Genomic DNA, 5,995 nt, shown 5'->3' on the forward strand with positions numbered 1-5,995 from the left:
ACGAATACTAATAGATCGAGGACTTAACCATATAATATGTAGCAAATGTTATCTAGTTTTGAAGGAATATGCCTTCATAGTTTGGTGATGATGGCAGAGAGGTCACACCCGTTCCCATACCGAACACGGAAGTTAAGCTCTCTAGCGCCGATGGTAGTTGGGACCTTGTCCCTGTGAGAGTAGGACGTCGCCAAGCAACTTTAAGACAAGTCAGAATGACTTGTCTTTTTTGTGTTTTATAAAAATAAGAATGGGTGGTAAATCTCAGTTTTTTATAATTTCACTTTATTGTTCACATCAACAAGTTCAAAACGCTCACAGACGAGTAACATATCTTCAGAGAAATTAAGACCAAGCTCATTTAGTTCCTTTGTAAAAAAACGAACATGGGTGTCTCTCCAGTAATTATAAGTACGATCTCCTTCGCCTTCAGCGATAGCGAATTCTTCGCTTACTTCATTCATTGGTGTTACAGTTACTTCTATTATCTTAATAATAGCTACAGGTTCATCATTACTATTAAGTATAATACTATAATCATTAGTGGTCGGTAGCGGTTCATTTTCTAATTCATAAAAAATGTGACCGGAGCATGTAGCAGTTTTAATACCGTCAATTACTAGTTGTGCAAGATAATTAGGGGAATCTCCAAATTGCCAAGCTATAACAGATTCTGGTTTTTTGTTGTTTCCCCAATAAGTATTCCAATATGTCTGTGCTAATTGATTCATTTTATCGTCACCTCACTCTAATTAAATTTAGTCGCTTTATAATTCCTAGGAAATTTATTTATTTACTTATTCTGTCTTTGTGCTCATTTGAAATTTGTATCAGTGTGTTGCAAATTAAAAAGATACTATGTGGAATGAATATGGTTTGTAAATATGTTCTGTATATATATGGAATCTTTAATTTTCCAATTGCATTTTATGATAAAGGATATAGTTACTTAAAGAACGTTCAGACTATTAATGGTAGCTTATTATCACTATGCCATATTGAAGTGAGTAGTACTAGAGTTGAAATAGATAAAAAACCGATATTCTAAAATTGAATATCAGTTTAATGATATGTGACTTATATGAATCTATAGTAATACGAAAAGCGTAAATAAGATAGCCAACAAAATACGATAGTATGCAAAAGGTTTTAAACCTATCTTCTCTAAAAGCTTTAGAAAAGTTACTACCGCTAGCATCGCTACGGTAAAAGAGGTAATGAATCCTACCGCAAACATAGGGATGTCATCGACACTTAAATACTCCCAGCTTTTTAGTAAGTCTAAGCCTGTAGCTCCAACCATTACAGGAAGAGCTATTAGAAAAGAGAACTCGGATGCGGTTTTATAATTTACTTTTGCTAATAGACCTCCAGAGATAGTAGAGCCAGCTCTAGAGAAGCCAGGGTATACTGCTAAGCACTGAAATAATCCAATTGTTAAAGCTTGACGGTATGTTAAATCGTCCAGTGAATAGGCGGTTGCCTCTTTCTTTTTTACTTCTGCAAAGATCATAAGAATTGCCCCTGCTACAAGTCCAATCACAACAGTGTATGGCTGAAATAAGTATGTTTTAATAATATCATGTAGTAGCAAACCAGCCACTACTGCCGGAAATACGCCAAGAAATACATGAAACGCGTTGAATTTTTTCTCTTTCCGTAGAAGAGGCTTAATATTACATAGAGAAACGAGACGTTTATGATATAAAATTGCAATAGCTAAAATTGCGCCTAGCTGAATAACAATTTCAAACGTTTTTGCTCTTTCTCCTTCAAAGTCTAATAAATGCCCGACTAATATAAGGTGGCCAGTAGAAGATATAGGTAAAAATTCAGCTAATCCTTCTACAATACCGAGTATGAAGGCAATAATGATATCGCTCATAGTTTCACTCCTATAAATTAATGAATGTCTACTTTTTTAAAATAGAATAGTGTTGCAATAAATCCGGAAATTGTTGTTACTGCAATGATGATATAAGAATACTCTGGTGGATATGTCGGTTGTAATTCATTATTTGCGATATCTAGAGTAGCGGTCCACGGAAATAAATCTTTATGCTTGGAGTTTACGAGCATAAGATTGGTCATTGTAATAATGACTGTTAATATAATGGGCGGTACATAGCTCTTCATGACAAGAGTTAGTAGTACAATAGGTGAAGACAATAGAAAGAGAAGTCCACCACATATTAAAAATTCTAGGAAAGAACTTAAAAGTAAAGCAATGTTAAAACCAGGGAAATTCCCCAATAGCCCTAATATTAAAGTAAGTGTCCAAGCGACTAAAGTTAGCATCATGATCCAAAGAAAGAGAATGATGAATTTACTTATAATAAAGCTAATGCGCGACACGGGGATAGTTAGTAAATTTTTTAGTGTATCTTCTGCATATTCGCGGGTAAGCAAATATGCAACCACTACTCCATATAAGGGGAATCCTATAACTAAAGTAGTATATAAGTTAACATCAGTGAATAATTGATGGAACCAAATAGTCGGAGTTGGCTCTTTTGTTTTTATATGTATATAAGAGGCTACTACAACTAAGAAAGGTGCGACACCAGCACCAATAATGCTAATTAAAAACATATTAGAGCGTTTTAATTTTAAGAGTTCTGTATAGAGTAGATTAACCAATTGTTCCACCTCCAACTAGCTTGGTGAAATAATCTTCTAGTCTATCTTCACTTATCATCATTTTTAATACTTCAATACCATTAAGAACTAATGTTCTATTTATGTATCCTTGTTGTCCAAAATGAGAGTAAATACGAATATTCCCTTCATCGTGTACTTCATAATCAAAAATTTGAAGATGATTTTCTAATAACATCACAGCTTTATTGTCATTATTCACTTGAAACTCTATGTACTTACGATTTGCTTTACGTAGCGTATCAAGAGAAACTTCTTCTAGTAACTTTCCTTCATGAATAATTCCGATACGATCGACTAACTGTTCTACCTCGGCTAATATGTGACTAGAAATGAGTATGGTTATATTTCTTTCTTGAGCTAAAGAATGAATAAGTTTTCGCATTTCTTTAATACCAATAGGGTCTAGTCCGTTAGTTGGTTCATCTAATATGAGTAGCTCGGGATAATGGAGAAGAGCGCGTGCAATTCCTAAGCGTTGCCTCATTCCTAAAGAATACTTTCCTACTAACTTTTTTGTCTCATGCTGCAAGCCTACTATTTCTAATGCTTCTTCGATAGCATTCTTTTTGTGAACCCCAATTATCTTTGCATTAATTAATAGGTTTTCTTTTGCAGTTAAGTTTTCATAAAATCCTGGAACTTCAACTATAGAACCAATTCTGCTTAAAATATCTTTTTGATTTTGGAATAAGTTCTCTCCAAATATTTCAATCGTTCCACTTGTAGGCTTTATAAGACTAAGCAGCATACGAATGGTTGTTGTTTTACCAGCACCGTTGCGGCCTATGAAGCCATAAATCTCCCCTTGTTGAACATTAATATTTAAATTATCTACTGATTTTTGATTGCCATATACTTTAGTAAGGTTAGTCGTTTTTATAATTGTATTTATAGGAGACACCTGCTTTCTATAAGTTCTTACTTACATCATAAAAAGGAAGGCTTAACTGCATATTAATCATTTCTTAACTATTTCTTAAAAGTATTGTGTTTTGGAATAGAAAAGCCAAAAATAGTTCGTTTCCATGGAGTGCTTTCAACCCATATATGCCCACCATTTCTCTCAACGAGCGCTTTAGAAATAGAGAGCCCGAGACCACTACCACCAAACGAGGAGTTTCTTGATTGTTCGCTTCGGTACATTCGCTCAAACACATTTTGTAAATCATGCTTTGGAATACCAGGGCCTTTGTCCCAAATATGAAGTTCATATTTTCTATCGGTTTCTAGTAGTTCGACTCCTACTATTTTTCCATCCTTTCCGTAATAAATGGCATTTTTCATTAAATTACTCATAATCCGCATAAGGCTCAGATGGTCTGCGATAATAGGGCAAGTAGATTCTGGTATGAGAACTTGCAGTTCGATGTTATGTTTTGAGAGCTCAGGTAAAAATTCAATCAAAACTTCTCTAGTAACTTCAGAAAAGTCGAGTTCTTCTTCTTTTAGTGGAAATTCATTAGCGTCTAGCTTCGCCATATTGAATATTTCATCAACTAGGTGCTTTAAGTTATTTGATTTCATATAAAGTATTTTAAGGTATTCTTGTTTTTCTATTTCAGAAACAGCAACCCCATCTTTTAAAGCATCTATATATCCGATGATGGAGGTGAGTGGTGTTCGTATATCGTGGGAGATACTAGACAAAAGTTGTTTTCTGGATTCCTCGGATCTTTTGGCTTCAATCTGAACTTGCTCTAATTTAGCTATTAGCTCGTTTATTGAAAAAACGATATTATGTAATGAGTGGTCATTGCTTGTGAATAATCTCGTTTGTAAGTTTCCTTTTAGTACACGACTTAATTTAGTATCCATTGCCTTGCGATGTTGAATGAATTGTATTCTTGAAAAGAAGAGATAAATTGTAATTAAGATAAGGATTATAAATAAAGACATTTTTAATCTTGGTTCCATTTGTATGTTTAAAATCCCACAAATGATAAGTTGTAATGTAATAAGGGAGAGGGTTTTATCAGTCTTCAAGCTTTTCACCTACAAACTTATAACCAATTCCCCATATAGTCTGAATGAATTTTGGATTGGAAGGGTCGATTTCTATTTTCTTTCTAAGTTTTCGAATATGTACCATAACGGTATTGTCATCTTCTATATAATTATCGTCCCACACATTTTGGAAGAGCTGTGTTTTTGTAAATACTTGTCCTGGGTTTGAAGTAAAGAATTTTAATAGTTCCAGTTCTTTTCCGGTTAAGTTAATTTCTTCTTTATTTGTATGAACTGTGTATGTATTTAGATTGAAAGTTAGTCCTTTAAAAGATAAAGTTGTTTTTTCTTGAGCAGTATTGCTACTTCCAAGAACTAAAAAACGCCGCATAAGAGCTTTTACTCGTGCAATTACTTCGTGAATGCTGAAAGGTTTTATAATGTAATCATCAGCACCAATGCTTAAGCCTAAAATTTTATCAATTTCGTGATCTTTAGCGGTGAGCATTAATATAGGTACGTTAGTTTTATATCTAAGCTTTTTACATACCTCGATTCCATCTATTTTGGGCATCATAAGATCTAATATAACGAGGTTATAGTTATTTTGATTAAATAAATGTAAGGCTTCTTCGCCGTTGATTGCAGTGTCTACCATATATAATTCTCGTTCTAAATATATTTTTAATAAATTTCGGATTTCTTTATCGTCGTCTGCTAAAAGGATACGTATATCTTTCATATTTTCACCTGCTTCTAATAGAGTTTTATTGATAGTACAACAACTCTCTAATTATATACTAGTATTTGTTAAAATAAGGTTGCTAGTTTTGTTGGAGGGAAACGTCCGCACGAGTTAAGTCTAGAGCTCAAATTAACTCGAATATGTTTGGAAGAATAAATTAAAGAGAAGCAGAAAGCGTGCTCCGATAATGAAATCCTATAGAGACGTGTCTAGTTAAAAGAGCATAAAAATATTAACTTGAATATCTTTATAAAAAGATGTTGACGATTATACAAATGAAGTGTAATATAGAACAAGTCGCCGATGACATTAACGTCGCAAGCGACAAACGAAATAAAAAACTTAGTTGACATTAACTAACGAAGATGTTAACATAAGGAAGTCGCAAATGAGCGACCAAGTAGTTCTTTGAAAACTGAACGAAACAAACAACGTGAAACGTCAATTTTTATTTTTAGATGCTAGACAAACTAACTTTATTGGAGAGTTTGATCCTGGCTCAGGATGAACGCTGGCGGCGTGCCTAATACATGCAAGTCGAGCGAATGGATTGAGAGCTTGCTCTCAAGAAGTTAGCGGCGGACGGGTGAGTAACACGTGGGTAACCTGCCCATAAGACTGGGATAACTCCGGGAAACCGGGGCT

Annotated in this window: 6 protein-coding genes and 1 rRNA gene; 1 reads left to right on the top strand and 6 read right to left on the bottom strand. The window is 34.1% G+C overall.

Annotated elements, in window-relative coordinates; genetic code table 11:
• The first annotated feature begins 80 nt into the window (after positions 1 to 80).
• Positions 81 to 196 (top strand): 5S ribosomal RNA (gene rrf, locus DOS87_RS01750).
• A 76-nt stretch (positions 197 to 272) separates the two neighbouring features.
• On the opposite strand, the gene DOS87_RS01755 is transcribed toward rrf, so the two are convergent.
• The 6 genes from DOS87_RS01755 to DOS87_RS01780 all read right to left on the bottom strand — a co-directional run bounded on the left by DOS87_RS01755 (position 273) and on the right by DOS87_RS01780 (position 5,347).
• A complete protein-coding gene (locus DOS87_RS01755) occupies positions 273 to 731 on the bottom strand; it encodes an ASCH domain-containing protein (RefSeq protein WP_001072428.1) in 459 nt (152 codons plus the stop codon).
• A 356-nt stretch (positions 732 to 1,087) separates the two neighbouring features.
• Positions 1,088 to 1,885, bottom strand: coding sequence for an undecaprenyl-diphosphate phosphatase UppP (uppP, locus tag DOS87_RS01760; RefSeq protein ID WP_001279949.1), 798 nt, complete (start codon positions 1,883 to 1,885; stop codon positions 1,088 to 1,090).
• A 17-nt stretch (positions 1,886 to 1,902) separates the two neighbouring features.
• Complete coding sequence (locus DOS87_RS01765; RefSeq protein WP_000247703.1) at positions 1,903 to 2,640, bottom strand: ABC transporter permease; 738 nt, start codon at positions 2,638 to 2,640, stop codon at positions 1,903 to 1,905.
• Positions 2,633 to 3,562 (bottom strand): ABC transporter ATP-binding protein, encoded by a 930-nt coding sequence (locus tag DOS87_RS01770; protein ID WP_086412917.1) that lies wholly within the window; start codon positions 3,560 to 3,562, stop codon positions 2,633 to 2,635. Before DOS87_RS01770 ends, DOS87_RS01765 begins: the two co-directional genes overlap by 8 nt.
• A 68-nt stretch (positions 3,563 to 3,630) precedes the next feature.
• Positions 3,631 to 4,644, bottom strand: coding sequence for a sensor histidine kinase (locus DOS87_RS01775; protein ID WP_142330557.1), 1,014 nt, complete (start codon positions 4,642 to 4,644; stop codon positions 3,631 to 3,633).
• The gene (locus DOS87_RS01780) at positions 4,634 to 5,347 is read right to left on the bottom strand and encodes a response regulator transcription factor (protein ID WP_098425632.1); all 714 of its coding nucleotides are present in this window, start codon (positions 5,345 to 5,347) and stop codon (positions 4,634 to 4,636) included. The genes DOS87_RS01775 and DOS87_RS01780 overlap by 11 nt, the downstream gene beginning before the upstream one ends.
• Between the last annotated feature and the right edge of the window lie 648 nt (positions 5,348 to 5,995).

It is taken from the genome of Bacillus sp. CR71, assembly GCF_003429245.1.
GTDB classification, from domain to species: Bacteria; Bacillota; Bacilli; order Bacillales; family Bacillaceae_G; genus Bacillus_A; species Bacillus_A thuringiensis_S.